The organism is Cellulomonas telluris (assembly GCF_004886325.1).
GTDB classification, from domain to species: domain Bacteria; phylum Actinomycetota; class Actinomycetes; order Actinomycetales; family Cellulomonadaceae; genus Cellulomonas; species Cellulomonas telluris.
Genome location: NZ_QXFN01000004.1, coordinates 51,564 through 69,447, shown reverse-complemented (window position 1 = coordinate 69,447; position 17,884 = coordinate 51,564). Strand labels below are relative to the sequence as shown.

Sequence of the window (17,884 nt, the reverse complement as noted above, 5' to 3'; positions counted from 1 at the left end):
GCGCCGCGTCGTAGCCCAGCCGCTCGAGCGAGCGCCCGACGAGGGGGCTGACCGCCCCGTCCGTGAGCACGCCGAGCGCGTCGTACAGGTCCAGCAGGTCCGCCGCGTGCGGCGGGAGCACGTGGGTGCCGCCGGCACGTGCGACGCGGCTGACCACGGAGTCCGGCCGGAACCGGGACCAGACCGCCTCGTACGCCTCGACCACCTCGCGCACGCGCAGCAGCAGCCGGTCGGGCAGGGGTCGCGGCGTGAGCAGCGTCCACCGCGTCCCGGTGGCCTCGAACGTGACCTCAGCGCGCATCGGTCACGGCGGTCGCCGGGGGGCCGTCCACACGCCACCGGGCGACCGCGCCCCGCAGGGCGCGGGCGGGCCGCCGCGGCACCCGCCCGGCGTGGCGCGTACGGCTGCGACGCAGCGCGTGCGCCGGCCGCCGGTCGTAGCCGGTGAAGGCGTCGGTCCGCACGCGGCGCACCCCGGCGGCGGCGAGGAGCCGGCGCGCCCGGTGCACGAGGTCGGGCGCCCCGGAGACGTAGGCGTGGCGGCGGGGCAGGTCCGAGGTCGCCGCCGCGAGCGCCGCGGCGGTCAGTCGCGAGCCGGCGTACCACCGCCACCCGTCCGGCAGGCCGACGACCGGCACGGGCGACACGACGAGGACGCGCGCCCCGGTCGCGGCGATCCGGGTCGCGTAGGGCGGCAGGACACCGCGTCCCGCGACGACGACCAGCACGACGTCCCGGTCGCCGGCGTCGTCCAGGTGCGCGACGAAGGGCGTGATGCCGACGCCACCGGCGACCAGCAGCAACGGCACCCGTCGGTCGCGCGGCAGCAGGAAGTCCCCGCCGACGGCCGTGGCCCGCACGGTCGCCCCGACCGGCGCCGCCGCGAGCGCCGCCTTGAACGCGCTCGGCCGCGCCGGCAGCGCGAACGCGACCGCCAGCAGACCGTCGCCCGCCGGGACGATCGACAGGGTGCGGCGGCGCCCGCGGCCGTCGGGCCGCAGCTGCCCGACGTCCAGCTCGACCCACTGGCCGGGCCGCCACGGCAGCGGCCGCGCCGGGCGCAGGACCACCTCGTGCGTCCCCGGTGCGGGGGCGCCGTGCCGCACCACCTCCAGGCGCACCGCCCGCGGACGCGTGACGACGGCGGTGACGACGTTGCCGAGGACGATCGCGAGCTCGGGCGACGTCGAGAGCGGGCCCGCGGCGAAGGGCACGCCGGCGGCCGCGCCGACGCGGACGGCGACTGCGACCCGCTGGTGGCGCCGCGGCGCCTGCGTCAGCGGCTCGACGACCATGAAGCACGCGGCGAGCACCACCGGGTGCGACAGCAGCACGGTCGCCAGGGCGTCCCCGGGAGCGACGCCGGACGCCACCAGCCGCGGGACGACGAGGACGACGTACGTGCCGACGGCAGCCAGCGCGACGGCCTCCGCCCGGCACCGGCGCACGACGGCCAGTCCGGCCGGCACGACCACCGGCGCCATGAGCGGCGTCGCGGCCCACCACACCGGTCCGGGCCCGCCGAGCGCCGCGGAGGCGAGGCCGAGGACGAGCGCACCCGCCGCCGCGGGGTTCGCCACGTGCCGTCCGCCGTACCGGACGAGCACCTTGGTCAGACCGGCGGCCGCACCGGCGAGCCCCGCCGAGGCGAGCCCGGCCGGGGACGCGTCGGGCCACAGCAGCAGCCCGAGCAGGAGCGCGGTGAGGACGGACGACTCCACGTGCGGTCGGACGCCGCCCAGCGCGTGCCCGAGCAGGCTCGTGAGGAGCACGGCCCCGAGGCACACGGCCACGGTCGCGACGAGGGCCACCGGGTCGACGTCGAGGACGCCCAGCGCACCCAGCCCGGCCGCCCACGCGTGCACCGCCAGCAGCGCGACCGTGGTCACGCGGTACATCGAGGCGGCGCCGAGCAGCCGGTCCACCGGTCCCACGGGGACCTCAGCGACCGGCGGCGGCCAGCGCCGCCTGCGCGACCGCCTGCATGAAGCCGGCTCCGGTGCCGGAGGAGCCGGCCAGACGGTCCACGTGCACCTCGTCGACCGGGAGGCCCACGACCTCGCCGGCGACGGCGTCGGCGAACCGCTCCTGGAAGCGCCGGGACGTCGCGTTGGTCGCCGCGGGCAGGACGTCGAGACGGACGACGGTGCCCTGCCGGAACGTCGCGCGGACGTCGAGCTCCTGCGGACCACCCGGGGACTCGTACGTCCCGGTGCCGGTCCAGGTGCCGTCCCGCACGTCCGACGCCGGCACGGGCGGCGGCCCGGCGGCGGGCGGGGCGCAGGCGGCGACCGCCAGCACCGCGCCCACGCCGCAGACCGCCCGGCGCAGACGGTCGGGCAGCGGGTGCGCGGGGGCCGGGTGTGCAGGGGCCGGGTGTGCAGGGGCCGGGTGTGCGGGAGCCGGAGGGCGCTCACCGCGCGCTGCCGTCATCGCCCGCCTCCCACGTCCAACTGGGCGACCGTCCGACCGGCCTCCGGCTCCGGAACGTAGCGGGCGCGGCGGCAGGCACGGGACGGTCCGCGGATCGCCCTAAACGGTTAGCAGGCGTGGCGACGGGCAGGTGCACCCGAACGGGTCACCCGCCGCGCCGGGGGGTCAGCCGACGCGGTGCAGCCACCGCACCGGCGCGCCCGCCCCCGCGTACCGGAACGGCTCGAGCTCGTCGTCCCAGGCCTGGCCGAGCGCCAGGTCGAGCTCCGCGCGCATGCGGGCCGGGTCGCCCGCGTGCTCCAGCGCCGCACGGACGCGGTCCTCGGGCACGACGATGTTGCCGTGCACGTCCGTGGCGGCGTGGAAGATCCCGAGCTCGGGCGTGTGGCTCCACCGGGAGCCGTCGACGCCGTGGCTGGGCTCCTCCGTCACCTCGTAGCGCAGGTGGGCCCACCCGCGCAGCGCGGACGCCAGGCGCGCACCGGTGCCGGGCGTGCCCTGCCACGAGTGCTCGGCACGGTAGAACCCGGGCCCCGCGGGCTGCGGGGTCCAGTCGAAGCTGACACGACCGCCCAGCGCGTTGCCGACCGCCCACTCGACGTGGGGGCACAGCGCGCGCGGTGCGGAGTGCACGAAAAGGACACCGCGGGTGATGGCACCGGCCATGTGGTCCTCCTGATGGGCTCGAGGGTCGCCTTCCCCAACGACCTCGTCCCCGTACCGGCAGGACTCATGACGCACGCGGCGTGCTGTGCACAGGATGCCTCACGACACGCCCGCGGTCCAGGCGGAACCCCCGGACGCCACACGGCGCGACCGGCGGCGCCCCGCCCGGGTCGGCGGGCGGACGCTCAGAGCTGCTCGCGGATCGCGCGCATCGCCTTCTTGCGGACGGAGCGCTCGAGGCGGTCCAGGTAGAGCATGCCGTCGAGGTGGTCGACCTCGTGCTGCAGGCAGCGCGCCATCAGCTCGGTGCCCTCGACGACGACCTCCTTGCCGTCCAGGTCCGTGCCCACGACCCGCGCGTACCAGGCGCGGTGGGTCGGGAACCACAGACCCGGCACCGAGAGGCAGCCCTCGTCGCCGTCCTGGTACTCGTCCTCGGACAGCTCGACGATCCGCGGGTTCAGCACGTAGCCGATCTCGTCGTCGATGTTCCACGAGAACGCGCGCAGCGAGACGCCGATCTGGTTGGCGGCGAGGCCCGCGCGCCCGTCCATGTCCACGGTCTCGAGCAGGTCGTCGACCAGCGAGCGCACGCGGTCGTCGATGGTCGTGATGGGCTCGCACGGGGTGCGCAGCACGGGGTCGCCGACGGTGCGGATCTCACGCAGGGCCATGGTCCGATCCTTTCACGTCGACGCCGGTGCGGGCGCCGTGCCGGCCCTCGACGGCCCGCGCGACGACGCTCCCCCGTACGCACGACGACGCCGGTGGTGACCGTGTCACCACCGGCGTCGTCGGTGTCGTGCGGCGCCGCCCCCCGGACGGCGCGGGCTCACTCGCCTGCGCGCTGCTGCGGGACGCCCGTCAGGAGCTGACGGACCTCGGCCTCGTGGAAGCGACGGTGGCCGCCGAGCGTGCGGACCGCCGAGAGCTTGCCGGCCTGGGCCCAGCGGGTGACGGTCTTGGGGTCGACGCGGAAGAGGACCGCGACCTCACCCGGGGTGAGGAGGGTGCCCTGCGAGAGGGGGGCGTCGGTCGTGTGCGTCTGGACGGCCATGACAGGCTCCTTCGTCGTTCGGTAGCTCGGCTGGCCCCGTGGGCCCCGTGGCTTTGCGTCCCCGCCTTGCGGCGGGTTTGCCGTTGTCGCTGACGTGGAAGAGCATGCCGGAAACTGGACATCCGTGCAAGAACCACCGGCGGTCGGACATCTGCCCGGTGCGGGTGAAATGTCACAGGCGGCCGAAGCGGGCCCTGACCAGGCTGTACGCCCCGTAGGCGACGAACCCGAGGGCCACGAGGGCCAGCAGGAGCGGCCCCGCGGGAGCGTCGCGCAGGGCCCGCAGGGCACCGTCGAGACCCGTCGCCTCGGCGGGGTCGGCGCGGACCGCGGCGACGACGAACAGCACCCCGACGACCGCGAGGGCCACGCCCTTGCCCGTGTAGCCGACGACGCCCGCCGCCCGCACCGCGCGGCCGGCGCGACCGCCGGGCAGGCTCCGCAGGTCCTCGAGGAAGCGCTGCCGCACGCCCTTGTGGACGTGGTAGGCCGCGACGGCCAGGACGCCCACCCCGACCGCCCCGACGAGCAGCCGGCCAGCCGGCGCCTGCATGAGCCGCGCCGTGACGTCCGACGTCTGCCCGCCGGACCCGCCCGCACCGCCGCCCCGCGCGAACGTGAGCGCCGTCGCCGCGAGCACGAGGTAGACGACAGCCTTGCCGGCCGCCTTCGCGCGGTCGCCGGCGTCGCCGACCGCGCCGCTGAGCGCGGCGGCCCCCTGCCAGGCGCCGAGGGCGGCGAGCGCGACGACGGCGCACCACAGCGCCGCGGCGCCGAACGGGCTCGAGGCGACCTGCGCGAACGCGCCGGACTGGTCGGCGCTGCCCCCGCCCCCGCCGACGGCGAGCTGCGCGGCGAGCACCCCGATCAGGACGTGCAGGACGCCGCTCACGGCGTACCCGGCGCGCGCACCGGCCTCCCAGACGCTCCCGGACCTCGCGGCGACCGTGCTCATGACACCTCCTCGACGCGGGCTCCCCCGACCTCCGGCGGCTGCGCCGGTGCCCGTGCGCATCGTGGCAGCGGGCGCGCTGCGCGGCGACCGGAGGACGACGGGCCGCCGCCGGCGCGTCAGCCGCGCGACGGCCCGGACGGGCGCCGACGACGCAGGCCGCTGGGCGGACGCGGCAGGCCGCCGTACCGCGACACGGCCACGACCGCGAGCGCCAGCGCGGCGAGGCCGAGCACCTGGACGCCCGTCCCCGGCACCTGCTCCGCGGACTCCCCCACCGCCTGCGACCACAGCGCGAGGTCGACCGCGGCGTGCAGCACCACGGGCAGCGCGAGGCCCCCGCCGACCCGGCGAGCGGCGTAGAGCAGGACGCCCGTCGCCGCGCCCACCACCGCACGCGTCGCGGGCGTCCCCGGGCCGGTCAGCACCTCGACCGCCCCGGAGAGGAGCACCGTGCCGAGCGCCGCCGCCGGCTCCGGCCAGCGTTCGCGCAGGGCCACGAGGGCGACGCCGCGCAGCACGACCTCCGTGTCGAGCGCCGCGAGCGCGCACGCGACGACGAGCGCCGCGGCCACACCGGCCGGGGCGCTCGCGAGGGCCGGCACGTCGGTCGTCGCCGCCGCGCCCGCCAGCACGAGCACCGGCACCGCCCACCACGCCGGGTGCACGTCCCGCGGCTCGCGCCACACGTCCCGCCACCGCCCCCACAGGGCGGTGGCGACCAGGACCGCCACCAGGCCGGCGAGGTGCGGGGCGATGAGGTCGGCCCGCACCGTCGGCACGTCGCGCAGCCCCGGCGTGGTCCGGATGACGCCCATGTAGATCCCGACGAGCCCCGAGACCAGGAGCCAGCCGGCGAGCACCACGCCCAGCACCGCCCAGGGCAGCGGTCGCCGTCCGCCCCGGTCCGCACCCGCCATGGTGCGAGTCTCGCCGCAGCACCGGCCCGGCGCGCGGCGTCGCTACGCTGCTCGTACCGGGCCAGTAGCTCAGCCGGTCAGAGCAGCGGACTCATAATCCGTCGGTCGTGGGTTCAAGCCCCACCTGGCCCACCGTCCCGCCGCACCCCGAACGTCCCGCCGACCCGCCCGTCGTGCTGGGTACGGTGGTCGTGTGGCCCTGTTCTCCCGTCGACGTCGCCTGCCCGATCCCGTGCGCAGGCGCCTGGACCTGACCTCGGGCGACGCGGTGCTCGCCGCCGCACCGCTCGAGGGTGACCGGTGGGCGGTCGTCAGCCGGCGCGCCCTGCACCTCGTCGACCCGGACGACGACGCCCCGGTCGCGCGCACCCCCTGGTCGGCGGTGGACCGCGGCACGCTGGACGCCGAGGCGCGGGCGCTCACCGTGCACTGGATCAGCGGGGCCGCCACCACCCTGACGCTCGCGGACGACGCCGCCGGGCGCGACCTCGCGCAGACGTTCCGCGAGCGCGTCCAGCAGTCGGTCGTGCACGTCGAGCACGTCGCGCTGCCGGGCGGCGGTCACGTGCGCGTCGCGCTGCGGCGCGACGAGGCGGGCGAGCTGTTCACGCAGACCATCGGCGACGGTCGCGTGGACCTCTCCGACCCCGCTGCGGCACGGGCCGTGGCGGACGCCGAGGCCCGGGTCCGGTCGGAGGTCGGCCTCGCTCCCTGACCGGGCCCGCGACGGCGGCGCACGTCACGTCCCGGTCGTCGCCGGCGTGGCACGCGAGGGCTCCGACGGCTGCTAGAGTCTCTTCCCGCACGATCCCTCGTAGCTCAATTGGCAGAGCATCCGACTGTTAATCGGACGGTTACTGGTTCGAGTCCAGTCGAGGGAGCAGGGACGAAGGCCCCCGCCCGCGTCAGCCGGTCGGGGGCCTTCGCTGTTCGTGCGGCTGCCGCCGCCTAGGGTGGCCCCGACCGGTCGGCGAGGACGCCCCGCGGGTGCTCGCGCCGACGCCGTCACCGACGGCGCACCACCCGAGGCGGACCCGTCCGCCCCGATCGCGGAAGAGGCCCCGTGCACGAGACACCCGACCGCTTCACCCTGCTGCGACGCGACGGCGTCGCGCTGGTCGTCCAGCACCTGCCGACCGGTCTGCCGACGGTCCTGCACTGGGGTCCCGACCCGGGAGCCGTCGGCCCCGAGGACCTGGGGGCGCTGGCCCTGGCCGCGTCGCGGCAGACCCCGCCGGGCACCCTCGACGCGGCGTGGCAGCTCAGCCTGCTGCCCGTGGAGTCCGACGGCTGGGCGGGTCGTCCGGGCCTGCTGCTGCGGCGCGGCACCGTCCCGGTGCTCCCGCGGTGGACCGTGACGGGGGTCGACGAGGCGGAGCACGCCGTGCGCGTCACGGCCGAGGACCCGGTGGCGGGCCTGCGGCTGGAGAGCGCCCTCGCGCTGACCGCCGGCGGCGTGGCGACCGTCGACCACACGGTCACGGCCACGGGCGACGCGGAGGTCGAGGTCGTCCAGGTGGAGGCGACCCTGCCCGTGCCGCGCACCGCCGACCACCTGACGACGTTCTCCGGCCGCTGGACGCGCGAGAAGGCGCCGCTGACCGTGCCGATGCCGCGCGGTGCGACGACCCGGCAGACCCGCCGCGGCCGGTCCGGCCACGACTCGCCGCACGTGACGATCGCGTCGACGGGCGTGCCACGGGACCGGGCGGGCGAGGTCTGGGCGGTGCACCTCGGCTGGAGCGCCGACGTCACGCACCGGGTCGACCGGATGACGGACGAGGTGACGCTCCTGGGCGCGGGCGAGCTCCTGCGCGCCGGCGAGGTGCGCCTGGCACCGGGCGAGTCCTACGCGGCGCCCACCACGTACTTCGCGTGGAGCGACGCCGGGCTGGACGGGCTCTCCGCGCGGTTCCACACGATGCTGCGCGCCCGGCCGCAGCACCCGGCGGGGCCCCGCCCGCTCGTGCTCAACACGTGGGAGGCGGTCTACTTCGACCACGACCCGCAGACCCTGCTCCGGCTCGCGGAGCGCGCCGCCGAGGTGGGGGTCGAGCGGTTCGTCCTCGACGACGGCTGGTTCCTCGGACGCCGCGACGACCGGCGCGGCCTGGGCGACTGGTTCGTCGACCGGACGGTCTGGCCGGACGGGCTCGAGCCGCTGGCCCGGCGGGTGCACGAGCTGGGCATGCAGTTCGGCCTGTGGTTCGAGCCGGAGATGGTCAACCTCGACTCCGACCTGGCGCGCGCGCACCCCGAGTGGCTGCTGCACGCACCCGACCGCGTCGAGGAGCCCGCCGGGATCTCCTGGCGCCAGCAGCACGTCCTCGACCTGGCCGAGCCCGCCGCGTACGAGTACGTCCACCGGTGCATCGGCACGCTCGTCACCGAGCTGGGGATCGACTTCATCAAGTGGGACCACAACCGGGACCTCGTCGACGCCACGCACCGCGGCCGCCCCGGCACACACGAGCAGACCCGCGCCGCCTACCGGCTCATCGCCCAGCTCAAGCGTGAGCACCCCGGCCTGGAGATCGAGTCCTGCTCCAGCGGCGGCGCCCGCACCGACCTCGGCATCCTGGCCGTCACCGACCGCGTGTGGGCGTCGGACTCCAACGACGCCGTCGAGCGCCAGGACATCCAGCGGTGGACCCAGCTGCTGCTGCCGCCCGAGCTCGTCGGCGGGCACGTCGGCCCGACCGAGTCCCACAGCTCCGGCCGGACGCTCGACCTGTCCTTCCGGGCCGCGACCAGCCTCATGGGCTCCGCCGGCTTCGAGTGGGACCTGCTGTCCTGCACCGACGAGGAGCTCCAGGTCGTGCGCGCGTTCGCCGCGCTGTACAAGGAGCTCCGGCACGTCCTGCACACCGGCACGGCCGTCCACGCCGACGTCGTCGACCCCGCGCTGCGCGTCGTCGGCGCCGTCCTGCCGGACCGGTCCGAGGGCGTCTGGACGGTCGCCACGGTCGCCAGCCTGGAGGAGGCGCTCCCCGAGCGCGTCCGGCTCCACGGGCTCGACCCCGACCGCCGCTACCGGGTGCGGGTCCGCAGCGAGCTGGGCCTCCCCCGCCACGGCTGGATCACCCCGGGCTGGGTCAGCGCCGGCGAGGTGACGCTGCCCGGCGCCCTGCTGGCGTCCGCCGGCCTCCAGATCCCCACCCTGTGGCCCGCGCAGGCGCTCGTGCTGCACGCGACGGCCGTGTAGGAGCGGAGCCCCGTGGCCTGCGTCCCCCAGGGGCGCGGGCCGCAGGGTGCGGTGCCCGGCCCCGGGGCGCAGGGCTCGCGGCGTGCCGGCACGTCAGGGGACCCGCGGCGACCGACCCGCGACGACGACGGCGCACCCGACGAGCGCGGTCGCCGTCGCCGTGAGCGCCGCGGCGACGAAGGCAGCGGCGAACCCGTCGGCCGTCGCGACCGCGGCCTCGTCTCCCGCGGACGCCGCCGCGACGGCGGCGAAGGCGGCGACACCGAGGGACGCCCCGACCTGGGTCGCCGCGCTCGCCAGACCGGACGCGACGCCCGCCCGCCCCGCCGGCACCGCGTGGGCGATCACCATGGTCGTCGGCGTGAAGCTCAGCGCGACGCCCGTGGCCACGAGGAGGAGCCCGGGCAGGACGTCGGACCCGTACGCGGCGGGCGACGGGGCGGCGGCGATCCAGACCTGCCCGCCGGCGAGGACGACGAGCCCGAGCACCATCGTCCGCTCCGGCCCGATCCGGCGCAGCACCCGTGGCAGCACGAGGACCGAGACCACGAACCCGGTCAGGGACGTCGGGACCATCGCCAGGCCGGCGGCCCCCGGCGCCAGGAGGAGCGCCTGCTGCAGGTAGAGGGCGACGAGGACGAACGTCGACGCGCGTGCCGCCCCGCCGAGGACGGCCAGCACGGTGCCCGCCCGCAGCCGCCACGAGGCGACGAGGTCCGGCGGCACGAGCGGGTCCGCCGCTGCCCGCTCGACGGCGGCGAACACCGCCAGGAGCAGGCCGGCGGCGCCGGCACCCGTGGCCGTCCGCCACGACAGCCAGCCGTGCTCGGGGACGGCGAGCGCCGTGTGGACGAGCGCGACGACGGCGCCGGTGACGGTGGCCGCACCCAGCACGTCGAACCGTCGCCCGCCCACGCCGGCGCCGGCGTCCAGCACCCGGGGCGCGAGCAGCAGGGCCGAAGCCGAGACCGGCACGGTGACGAGGAAGACCCACGGCCAGCCGAGCGCACCGGTGAGGGCGCCTCCGAGGAGCACCCCGGAGGCGCCGCCCAGCGTGGACGCGGCACCCCAGGCGCTCATCGCCCGCGCCCGGCTCACCCCGGGGAACATCACGAGCAGCAACGACATCGCCGCCGGGCTGAGCAGGGCCGCCCCCACGCCCTGGACGGCCCGGGCGGCGACGAGGAGCCCCGCCGTGCTCGCCGCTGCCGCCGCGAGCGTGCCGGTCAGGAAGACGGCCGAGCCGAGGACGAACGCCCGTCGCCGTCCGACGACGTCCGCGGCCCGCCCCCCGACGAGCAGCAGGCCGCCGAACGCGAGCAGGTAGGCGTTGACCACCCACGAGGCGCCCGCCGGTCCCAGCGCCAGGTCCCGCTGGACGGACGGCAGCGCGACGTTGACGACGGACGTGTCGAGCATGACGACGAACTGCGCGGACACCAGGAGCGCCAGCGCGAGACGCCCGCGCGGGACGGCGGCGGCGAGCTCGTCCGCGGCCCCGCCGGTGCCGGCCCGCCCGGGCGCGGTGGTCGTCATCGTCCCGCCTCCGCGTCGGCGATCACCCGGCGGTAGGCGGTCGGCGTCCACGCCGCCACGACCTTGTCGCGCAGCGTCGCGCCGAGGCGGCGGTAGAAGCGCTGCGCGCCGTGGTTGCCCGGCTCGACGCCCCAGACGACGGTGAGGCCCGCGACGTCGGCCACGCGGGCCGTCGCGGCGAGCAGGCGGCGCCCCACGCCCTGGTCGCGCGCACCGGGGCGCACGTACACGTCGTCCACCGCGAGCACGTCGCCGCCGCTCCACAGGTGCAGCCGGCGGACGGCGGACGCGTAGCCGAGCACCTGCCCGTCGGCCTCGGCCAGCGTGACGAGGACGTCGCCGCGCCCGAGCAGGCGCGCCCACACGTCGGGGGTCACCGTCACGTGGGTGGAGTCGCCCTCGTGCGCGGCGATCTCGAGGACCAGGGTGTGGACGGTCCGGGCGTCCGCGGGCGTGGCGCGGCGCACGGTCACGGTGCCCGCGCCCGGGCGGAGCTGCTGCGGTGCTGAGGTCACGGTCGTCTCCTGAGGTGCTGTTCGAGGACATGGAGGGAGTCGGGGTCGACGGTCCCGCGGGCGGGCGGCGTGGGGCACCGGTGGAAGCACCGGGATCGCCCGGAGCGCCCGCCCGCGGTCCCGGTCAGTCGGCGGCCAGCGCCGTGAGCACGTCGGTGCGGGCCGCGCGTCGCGCCGGCGCGAGCCCGGCCACGACCCCCACCACGCCGGCGGCGAGCACGACGGCCGCGAGCCGGCCGACGGGGAGCGACACGGCCAGGGGCGCCTCGCGGCCGAGCACCGCGCTCACGGTGAGCGCACCCAGCGCCACGCCGAGGCCGAGCCCCAGGACGGTCGCGAGGGCGGCGACGAGCAGGGCCTCGGCGCGGAACATCCGACCGACCTGCCCCGAGGTCGTGCCCACCGCGCGCAGCAGCCCGATCTCGCGGACGCGCTCGGCCACGGACAGCGCGAGCGTGCTCGTGACGCCGAGCAGTGCGAGCACGACGACGAGCCCGAGCAGGACGCCGACCAGGCCGAGGACCTCGTCCACCGCCGCTCCCCTCGCCTGCGCGGCGGCGGCCTGGTCGCGCACCGCGGCGGTCGGGTGGTCCGCGAGCGCGGCCCGGACGGACGCGCGCGCCTCGTCGGCGCTCACGCCGCCGGCCGTGCGCACGAGGACGCTCGCGTCCAGGTCCTCGGCGAAGTGCCGCGCGTAGGTGTCGAGCGACACGATCCAGGCGGTCGACAGCGCCTGCGCGTCGAGGGAGTCGACGACGCCGACCACCTCGAGCTCCTGCACGCCCGCGTGCGACAGGGTCAGCCGGACGACGTCACCGACGTGCAGGTCCCGCTCGGTCGACAGGGACTCGGCGACGAGGACCCCGCCCCCGGCGAGCGCCTCGACGGACCCCTCGACCATGTCGAGCTCGGCGACCGCCGGCAGCGTCGCCGGGTCCACCGCCGCCAGGGCCGTCGTCGTCCCGCCGTCGAGGACGTGCCCGTACCGCACGCGGGACGCGACCTCGACCTGCGGCACCGACCGCAGCCGGTCGGCCACGGCGGGCGACAGCCCGCCGAGCATCTCGCCGCGCGCGCTCTCGACCACCAGGTCCGCGGTGATCGTCTCGCGGTAGGCACCCGACAGGCCGTCCCGGAGCGACGTGGCGACGACGGACGTGAAGCCGACGAGCGCGAGCCCGAGGGCGAGCGCGATCGCGGTCGACGTGGTGCGGCGGGGAGCACGCGCCGCCGCCTCCCGCGCGAGCTGTCCGGGCACACCGGCGCGTGCCAGCGGCGCCCCGAGCGCCCGCGTGAGGGCGGGGGTGACGACCGCGGCGTTGAGCACGACGCCGACCACGGTCGCGATCGCCGCCGGCGCGAGGAGCGCGGCCGGTGCCCCGGCTGCGACGGCGGCGAGGCCCACGACCCCGGCGACGAGCGGGACGGCCCGGGCTGTCGCGCGTCCGCGTCGCGGGCCGGGCCCGCCGACGACGTCGACGGAGGCGCGGATCGCCTCGACCGGTGCCACGCGCGCGGCGCTGCGGGCGGCGCCCACCGCCGCGAGGGCGGTGACCCCGACCCCGACGAGCACCGCGAGCAGGACCGCGGCCGGGGTCGTGCCCAACCTGCCCTCGGGCAGGTCGCTGCCGGCCGCCCGCGCGAGCACCCGCAGGCCCTCGGCGGTGACCAGGCCGAGCGCCGTGCCCAGGACGGACCCGACCGCGCCCACGACCACCGCCTCGGCGAGCACGGCGCGGGTGACCTGCCCCGAGGTGGCGCCCGCGGCGCGCAGGAGCGCGATCTCCCGGCGGCGCTGACCGATCACGATGGTGAACGTGTTCGCCACGAGGACGGCGCCGACGAGCAGGACGGCACCCGACAGCGCGGCGAGGACCAGGCGCAGGGACCCGAGCTGCTCGCCGGCAGCGGCGGCGGACGCCTCGGCCGTGTCCTGTCCCGAGGCCACGGCGTAGTCGGCGCCGAGCCGGGTGCGCAGCGCGGCGACGGCGTCGGCGACCGGTGTCCCCGTGGTCGTCCGCACCCGGAGCTCCGTGAACCCCTCGCCGGTCCCGAGCAGCCGCTGGGCGTCCGCCAGCGGCACGAGGACGACGGTGGCGCCCGGCAGGCCGTCGCCGTCGGCGAACCCGACGAGCCCGACGACGCGCACGGTGCTGCGCCCGTCGGTGAGCAGGTCGACCCTGTCCCCCACGGCGACGCCCGCGGCACGGGCGGTCGCCACGTCGACGACGGCCTCGCCGCTGCGGGTCGGGGCGCGCCCCTCGCGCAGCACGAAGGCGCCGAACGGCGCGGGCGCGAACGAGGACAGGACCGAGGCGCCGGTGGGGACGACAGCGCGGCCGTCGACCTCGAGCAGCCCGGAGCCCTCGACGACCGGCAGGACGCGAGCCACGCCGGGCGCCGCGGCGACCTCGTCGACGAGCGCGGCCGGCAGCGGTTCCCGGTCCACCTCGACGCCCATCGCCGAGTCGAACGCCGCGGCAGCGCGGACCGTCACGTCCACGCCGGCGGCGGCCGTGCGGAACTGCGCGTCGAGGAGCCGCTGGGACGCGCCGGTCAGCGCGGTGCCGCCGGCGACGACGGCGACCGCGAGCGCCACGGCCAGCACCGTGAGCCGGAGCCGGCCGGCGTGCGCCCGGACGTTGCGCAGCGTCAGGTGCCACATGGCGATCAGCCCTCCGCCCGCGGCGCGCGCCGCTCGAGGCCGGCCATCGCGGCCACGACCGCGGGGACCGTCGGCTCGGCGAGGTCACCGACGACGCGGCCGTCGACGAGGAGCACCACCCGGTCCGCGTACGTCGCCGCCGCCGGGTCGTGCGTCACCATGACGACCGTCTGTCCGAGCTCGTGCGCGGCACGACGCAGGAACGCCAGGAGCGCCTGCCCGTGGTGGGAGTCGAGGTTGCCGGTCGGCTCGTCGGCGAGGACGAGGTCGGGCCGCGTGACCAGCGCGCGGGCGACGGCGACCCGCTGCTGCTGCCCGCCGGACAGCTCGTGCGGCCGGTGGCCGAGCCGGTCGCGCAGGTCGAGGGTCCCGACGAGCTCGTCCAGCCACGCCGGCTCGGCCTGCCGCCGGGCCAGGCGCAGCGGCAGCGTGATGTTCTCCAGGGCGGTGAGCGACGGCACGAGGTTGAAGCTCTGGAACACGAAGCCGACGCGCTCGCGGCGCAGCACGGTCCGCTGCCGCTCGCTGAGGGTGGTGAGCTCGACGTCGCCGAGCCGCACCGACCCGGCGTCGACCGTGTCGAGGCCTGCGAGCGCGTGCATGAGCGTCGACTTGCCGGAGCCGGACGGCCCCATGACGGCGGTGAGGCGGCCCGCGCCGACCTCCAGGTCGGCGCCCGCGAGCGCGTGCACCGCGGTCGGTCCGGTCCCGTAGGTCTTCACCACCCCGCGGGCGACGGCGGCCGGAGGGGTCGGGCGGGCGGCGTGCGCCGGCGGGCGGGTGACGGTCGTGGTGGACATGGGTGAGCCTCCTGAGGGGTCAGCGGAGCCGGTCGACGGCGTGACCGGTGCGGGCGACGGCGGCGTCGACGTCGGTGCGGTCCACGGGGTGGTCCGCGAGGACGGTGAGGGTGTGGGCCCCGTGGTCGACGGTCACCGAGCGGATGCCGGGGACCTGGCGGACGGACACCTGCACGGCGTCCAGGCAGTGGCCGCAGGCGACGTCGGCGACGCGCACGGTCGCCGCGCCCACGAAGGTGCGGGGGGTGGAGGGCAGCACGGGGGTCTCCTCGGGGGCCGACGTTCCGACACGGCGAGCCTCGCCGCGGCGGCACCGGGGTCGCGCCGGTGAAACCACCGGGATCGCCCGTGCGGCCGCCGAGGACGGGCACGACGACGGCTAGGCTCACCGGCCGTGATCGCCGGACGGGACGCGGAGCGCTCCGCGCTGCGCGCGGTGCTCGACGCCGCCCGAGCGGGTCGTGGGGGCGCCCTGCTGGTCTCCGGCGAACCCGGGGCCGGCAAGTCGGCCCTGCTCGCGGACGCGGTCGACGGGGTCGACGGGGTGCGTGTCCTGCGGGTGCAGGGCGTGGAGTCGGAGGCGCCGCTGGCGTTCGCCGCCCTGCACCGGCTCCTGCGTCCCCTGCACGTGGGGCTCTCCACGCTGCCGCCCCGGCAGGAGCGCGCCCTGCGTGCGGCGCTGGGCGAGGCCGACGCGGACGACGGCGCGCCCGCGGACCGCTTCCTCGTCTACCTCGCGCTGCTCACCCTGCTGTCCGACGCGGCGGCGCACGAGCCCACGGTCGTCGTGGTCGACGACGCCCACTGGCTCGACGAGGCGTCGCGCGAGGCGGTGCTCTTCGTCGCCCGCCGCGTCGAGGGCGAGCACCTCGCCGTGCTGCTCGCCGCCCGGGACGGCACCCTGCCCGGCGCCGGCCTGCCGGTGCTGGAGCTGCCCGCTCTCGACGCCCCGGCCGTGCGCACGCTGCTCGAGGCGTCGTCGGGCCTCGACGTGCCGAGCGTCGTGGCCGAGCGTCTGCGTGCGCGCACCGGGGGGAACGCGCTCGCGCTCGTGGAGCTCGCCGACGCCCTCGACCGGGAGACGCTCGCCGGGCGTGCGCCGCTGCCGACCGAGCTGCCGCTGACGGACGGGGTGCAGAGCACGTTCCTGCGGCGCTACGAGAGGCTGGCACCGGCCGCCCGGTCGGTCGTCCTGCTCGTCGCGAGCGACGACTCCGGCGACGTGGACGTGGTGCGTGCCGCCGCGAGGTCGCTCGGCGCCGACGACAGCGCCTTCGACGCGGCGCGGCAGTCAGGTCTGCTGGCGCTCAGCGGCGCGCACGTGGACCTGCGTCACCCGCTGGTGCGGTCGGCCGTGTACGGGCGGGCCGCGCCGGACGAGCGACGTCGTGCGCACGCCGCGCTCGCCGACGCGCTCGCCCGACCCCAGGACGCGGACCGTCGCGCGTGGCACCGGGCAGCGGCCGCCGAGGGGCCGGACGAGGACGTCGTCGTCGCCCTCGAGGGTGCCGCCCGGCGGTCGGCGGCGGCGGGGGGCCACGAGGCGGCGTCGGCCGCCTGGGAGCGCGCGGCGGAGCTGTCCGTCGACGCCGACGCCCACGCGCGTCGCCTCCAGGCGGCCGCGGCGGCGGCGTGGACCGCCGGGCGGCTCGATCGTGCGGGCGCCCTCGCGGACGCCGCCCTGCTCACCGTCGAGGACCCGCTCGTGCGGGCGGACGCGGCGCTGCTGCGTGCGCGTGTGGAGTGGAACACCGGCTCCGTGCAGGTCGCCCACCGCCGTCTTCTGGAGTCGGCGCGGGCCGTGGCGGGCCACGACGCCGCCCGTGCCCGTGAGGCGGCGATGTTCGCCGCGTCCCTCGAGGCGACGTCCCACCTCGACGCGGAGGTCGACGTCCGCGCGTTCGTGGGCGCGCCCGAGTCGGCGGACGAGCGGTGCGTCGCGGACCTGCTGGCCGCCTACGTGGCGATCGCCCGCCACGACTGGGCGGAGGCGGTCGCGGCGGTCCGGCGCGCGGCCGCTGTCGGCGGCACGGCCCGGCTCGGCCTGGAGGGCCTCCTGCCGAACCTCGCGCTCGTGGCCCTGCACGTGGGTCTCGACGACGTCGCGCTGCAGCTGCACGAACGGCTCCTGGCGGAGGCGCGGGACGCGGGTGCGCTGCCCCTCGTCGTCTACGCCCTGACCCGTCGGGGCGCGGTCGACGTGGCCACCGGGCGCTGGGACGTGCTCGCCGCCGGGGCGCGGGAGGCGCTGCACCTCGCGGAGGCGACGGGTCGACCCGCGCTCACGGCGATGCCGCTGGCCTGGCTCGCGCTCGCCGCGGCGCTGCGGGGCGACGAGGACGCGCCCGCGCGGCTGACCGCGCTCGAGCGCGCGCTGGCGACCGGCCCGCTGGGCACGACGGAGGCCTCCGTCCGGGGTCAGCTCGTCTGGGCCCGAGCCGTGCTGGCCGGGTCGCCCGCGTCCGCGCTGCACCACTACGCGCAGATGAGCCACGGGTTTGCGGAGCGCCTGGTCGTCCTCGACCGCGTGGAGAGCGCGGTGCGGGCCGAGCGCCTCGACCTCGCACAGCGCTGGGTGGCGGAGGTCGCCCTGTTCGCGGAGGGCACCGGGGTGCCGTGGGCGGTCGCCGCCGCGGAGCACGGTCGGGCGCTGCTGGCGCCCGCGGAGCGCGCCGAGGCGCACTTCCGCCGCGCCCTCGACGCCCATGCGTCCTCGGCGCGCCGCGTCGACGCCGCCCGCACCCACCTCGCCTACGGGGAGTGGCTGCGCCGCGCGCGGCGCCGGGTCGACGCCCGGGCGCACCTGCGCACGGCCCTGCAGACATTCGACGACGTCGGCGCGCGACGCTGGTCCGAGCGGGCCGCGCAGGAGCTGCGCGCCTCGGGCGAGCAGCTGCGCGGACGCGCGCCGGGTGCGCCCGAGAGGCCCGCTCTGACACCCACGGAACGGCAGGTCGCGCTGCTCGTCGCACAGGGCCTGCCCACGCGCGAGGTCGCCGGTCGGCTGTTCGTGAGCCCGCGGACCGTCGACTTCCACCTGCGGAACGTCTTCGCCAAGCTCGGCCTCACCTCACGGTCCGAGCTCGCGCACGTCGACCTGTCCTGATCGGCGCGTCCGGCCGAGGCAGCCGGTCG

General features: G+C 77.6%; 15 protein-coding genes, 2 tRNA genes, 1 pseudogene and 1 riboswitch. Of the genes and pseudogenes, 5 read left to right on the top strand and 13 right to left on the bottom strand.

Translation table 11 applies throughout. The annotated features are described in order from the left end of the window. Positions 1–25: 25 nt before the first annotated feature. The 8 genes and pseudogenes from FB586_RS20195 to FB586_RS12540 form a co-directional block, all read right to left on the bottom strand. Positions 26–301, bottom strand: a pseudogene (locus tag FB586_RS20195) (FAD:protein FMN transferase); the annotation flags it as partial. Further along, a complete protein-coding gene (locus tag FB586_RS12570; RefSeq protein WP_136519695.1) occupies positions 291–1,934 on the bottom strand; it encodes an FAD-dependent oxidoreductase in 1,644 nt (547 codons plus the stop codon). The pseudogene FB586_RS20195 and the gene FB586_RS12570, both read right to left, overlap by 11 nt. Positions 1,935–1,941: 7 nt before the next feature. Next, entirely contained in the window at positions 1,942–2,310 is a 369-nt protein-coding gene (locus FB586_RS12565; RefSeq protein ID WP_136519694.1) for a hypothetical protein, read from the bottom strand. 288 nt (positions 2,311–2,598) lie between these two features. Next, complete coding sequence (locus FB586_RS12560; protein WP_136519693.1) at positions 2,599–3,099, bottom strand: DUF3145 domain-containing protein; 501 nt, start codon at positions 3,097–3,099, stop codon at positions 2,599–2,601. A gap of 185 nt (positions 3,100–3,284) precedes the next feature. After that, positions 3,285–3,773 (bottom strand): peptide deformylase, encoded by a 489-nt coding sequence (gene def, locus FB586_RS12555; protein ID WP_136519692.1) that lies wholly within the window; start codon positions 3,771–3,773, stop codon positions 3,285–3,287. Positions 3,774–3,931: 158 nt separating this feature from the next. Then, positions 3,932–4,156 carry a BldC family transcriptional regulator gene (locus FB586_RS12550; RefSeq protein WP_136519691.1) on the bottom strand — a complete coding sequence of 75 codons (225 nt, stop codon included), beginning with the start codon at positions 4,154–4,156 and terminating at the stop codon, positions 3,932–3,934. A 17-nt stretch (positions 4,157–4,173) separates the two neighbouring features. After that, positions 4,174–4,248, bottom strand: a riboswitch (cyclic di-GMP riboswitch). An 80-nt stretch (positions 4,249–4,328) separates the two neighbouring features. Further along, on the bottom strand, positions 4,329–5,111 hold the full coding sequence (locus FB586_RS12545) for a DUF1206 domain-containing protein (RefSeq protein ID WP_136519690.1): 783 nt from the start codon (positions 5,109–5,111) through the stop codon (positions 4,329–4,331). Between the two features lie 116 nt (positions 5,112–5,227). Next, the gene (locus FB586_RS12540; RefSeq protein ID WP_136519689.1) at positions 5,228–6,028 is read right to left on the bottom strand and encodes a CPBP family glutamic-type intramembrane protease; all 801 of its coding nucleotides are present in this window, start codon (positions 6,026–6,028) and stop codon (positions 5,228–5,230) included. Between the two features lie 58 nt (positions 6,029–6,086). Between FB586_RS12540 and FB586_RS12535 the strand changes: the two genes are divergently transcribed. The 4 genes from FB586_RS12535 (at position 6,087) to FB586_RS12520 (ending at position 9,233) form a co-directional block, all read left to right on the top strand. Then, positions 6,087–6,160, top strand: a tRNA-Ile gene (locus FB586_RS12535). A 61-nt stretch (positions 6,161–6,221) separates the two neighbouring features. Further along, entirely contained in the window at positions 6,222–6,743 is a 522-nt protein-coding gene (locus FB586_RS12530) for a hypothetical protein (protein WP_136519688.1), read from the top strand. Positions 6,744–6,836: 93 nt separating this feature from the next. Beyond that, positions 6,837–6,909, top strand: a tRNA-Asn gene (locus FB586_RS12525). A 182-nt stretch (positions 6,910–7,091) separates the two neighbouring features. Continuing rightward, positions 7,092–9,233, top strand: coding sequence for an alpha-galactosidase (locus FB586_RS12520; RefSeq protein WP_136519687.1), 2,142 nt, complete (start codon positions 7,092–7,094; stop codon positions 9,231–9,233). A gap of 93 nt (positions 9,234–9,326) precedes the next feature. Here FB586_RS12520 and FB586_RS19440 read toward each other — a convergent pair whose 3' ends face one another. From FB586_RS19440 to FB586_RS12495, 5 genes are all read right to left on the bottom strand, one after another. Beyond that, positions 9,327–10,769: an MFS transporter gene (locus tag FB586_RS19440; protein WP_168800555.1), complete on the bottom strand. Its 1,443-nt coding sequence runs from the start codon at positions 10,767–10,769 to the stop codon at positions 9,327–9,329. Next, entirely contained in the window at positions 10,766–11,284 is a 519-nt protein-coding gene (locus FB586_RS12510; protein ID WP_222928362.1) for a GNAT family N-acetyltransferase, read from the bottom strand. Before FB586_RS12510 ends, FB586_RS19440 begins: the two co-directional genes overlap by 4 nt. Positions 11,285–11,408: 124 nt before the next feature. Next, positions 11,409–13,949 carry an ABC transporter permease gene (locus FB586_RS12505; RefSeq protein WP_136519686.1) on the bottom strand — a complete coding sequence of 847 codons (2,541 nt, stop codon included), beginning with the start codon at positions 13,947–13,949 and terminating at the stop codon, positions 11,409–11,411. A 5-nt stretch (positions 13,950–13,954) separates the two neighbouring features. After that, positions 13,955–14,749 carry an ABC transporter ATP-binding protein gene (locus FB586_RS12500; protein WP_136519685.1) on the bottom strand — a complete coding sequence of 265 codons (795 nt, stop codon included), beginning with the start codon at positions 14,747–14,749 and terminating at the stop codon, positions 13,955–13,957. A gap of 19 nt (positions 14,750–14,768) precedes the next feature. After that, positions 14,769–15,008, bottom strand: coding sequence for a heavy-metal-associated domain-containing protein (locus FB586_RS12495; RefSeq protein WP_136519684.1), 240 nt, complete (start codon positions 15,006–15,008; stop codon positions 14,769–14,771). A gap of 135 nt (positions 15,009–15,143) precedes the next feature. Here FB586_RS12495 and FB586_RS12490 point away from each other — a divergent pair, with 135 nt between their 5' ends. Continuing rightward, positions 15,144–17,855: a helix-turn-helix transcriptional regulator gene (locus tag FB586_RS12490; protein WP_136519683.1), complete on the top strand. Its 2,712-nt coding sequence runs from the start codon at positions 15,144–15,146 to the stop codon at positions 17,853–17,855. Positions 17,856–17,884 lie beyond the last annotated feature (29 nt).

What these genes read in the sequence shown, in the direction of transcription:
- FB586_RS19440 (WP_168800555.1), bottom strand. Translation starts at nt 10,769, where the DNA reads ATGACGACCACCGCGCCCGGGCGGGCCGGCACCGGCGGGGCCGCGGAC.
- FB586_RS12550 (WP_136519691.1), bottom strand. Translation starts at nt 4,156, where the DNA reads ATGGCCGTCCAGACGCACACGACCGACGCCCCCCTCTCGCAGGGCACC.
- FB586_RS12560 (WP_136519693.1), bottom strand. Translation starts at nt 3,099, where the DNA reads ATGGCCGGTGCCATCACCCGCGGTGTCCTTTTCGTGCACTCCGCACCG.
- FB586_RS12545 (WP_136519690.1), bottom strand. Translation starts at nt 5,111, where the DNA reads ATGAGCACGGTCGCCGCGAGGTCCGGGAGCGTCTGGGAGGCCGGTGCG.
- def (WP_136519692.1), bottom strand. Translation starts at nt 3,773, where the DNA reads ATGGCCCTGCGTGAGATCCGCACCGTCGGCGACCCCGTGCTGCGCACC.
- FB586_RS12505 (WP_136519686.1), bottom strand. Translation starts at nt 13,949, where the DNA reads ATGTGGCACCTGACGCTGCGCAACGTCCGGGCGCACGCCGGCCGGCTC.
- FB586_RS12540 (WP_136519689.1), bottom strand. Translation starts at nt 6,028, where the DNA reads ATGGCGGGTGCGGACCGGGGCGGACGGCGACCGCTGCCCTGGGCGGTG.
- FB586_RS12500 (WP_136519685.1), bottom strand. Translation starts at nt 14,749, where the DNA reads ATGTCCACCACGACCGTCACCCGCCCGCCGGCGCACGCCGCCCGCCCG.